Here is a 791-nt window from a genome sequence, read left to right on the forward strand (position 1 = left end):
GCGATTCACGGGTGTGCCAGGCACTTGGCGCCGGCGATTCCCACGGAGAGTTCCTTGCCTGATCTGCCCTGCACGCTGATGGAGTTGGTGTCGCCGGTGTAGGCCACCTCGGCTGCCGAGTCGCAGATCTTCTGTGCGGTGCCCGACTCGTCGTCGCCGAGGGTGGTCTCGATCGAGACCAGCGTGCACTGGCCCTGCATGGTGACCGATCGGATTTCGGGCTGCTGCGCATGCTGCTTGACCTTGCCGGCGGTCTGGCCGCAGGCTTCCTGGGCGGGTGCCGCCGTTGCGCTCTGACCGTCCCCGGGTGGCGGGCTCTGCGCGGGCGGGCCGGCTCCCGGCTGGCCGCAGCCGGAGCAGATGACCAGAGCGATGGCCAGCAGGGCGCTCCTGGAGATCATCGCCATCAGGCGGTCACCGAGAGGGTCCAGCCCTGCTTGCAGCTGGAGCTGAAGGTTCCGTCGTCGCAGCCTTCGACGATGAACCGGTAGCCGCTGGTGGTCATCACGCGGACCCGCATCCGGCCGCTGGTGCCTCCGCCGAGGTCTCGCTGTGTTCCGCCCCGGTCCGCGGCGCTGGTCCAGCGGACGAGGAAGCGGTCGTAGGAGCGGGGGGCGGTCGTGCGCCAGTCGGCGTAGGCGTATCCGCCGATCGACCAGGCCGACACCACCATCTTGGGCCCTTGCCGGGGAGACCAGACCATCTGCCCGCGAAGGAAGGTCTGCCTGCGTCCGGCCCAGACGCCGTTCAGGTAGACGTCCACCTCGGAGGTGCGCGGGCAGCCCAGCGCG

2 protein-coding genes are annotated in these 791 nt (G+C 69.8%); both read right to left on the reverse strand.

Annotation, left to right across the window (positions count from 1 at the left end):
• Nucleotides 1–5 precede the first annotated feature (5 nt).
• A complete protein-coding gene (locus EJK15_RS69730; RefSeq protein ID WP_138720985.1) occupies nucleotides 6–401 on the reverse strand; it encodes a hypothetical protein in 396 nt (131 codons plus the stop codon).
• A gap of 5 nt (nucleotides 402–406) precedes the next feature.
• A partial coding sequence (locus tag EJK15_RS69735) for a hypothetical protein (RefSeq protein ID WP_138720986.1) occupies nucleotides 407–791 on the reverse strand: 385 nt, incomplete at its 5' end.

Source organism: Nonomuraea basaltis, assembly GCF_005893125.1.
In the GTDB taxonomy this organism is placed as follows: Bacteria; Actinomycetota; Actinomycetes; order Streptosporangiales; family Streptosporangiaceae; genus Nonomuraea; species Nonomuraea basaltis.

What these genes read in the sequence shown, in the direction of transcription:
- EJK15_RS69730 (WP_138720985.1), bottom strand. Translation starts at nt 401, where the DNA reads ATGATCTCCAGGAGCGCCCTGCTGGCCATCGCTCTGGTCATCTGCTCC.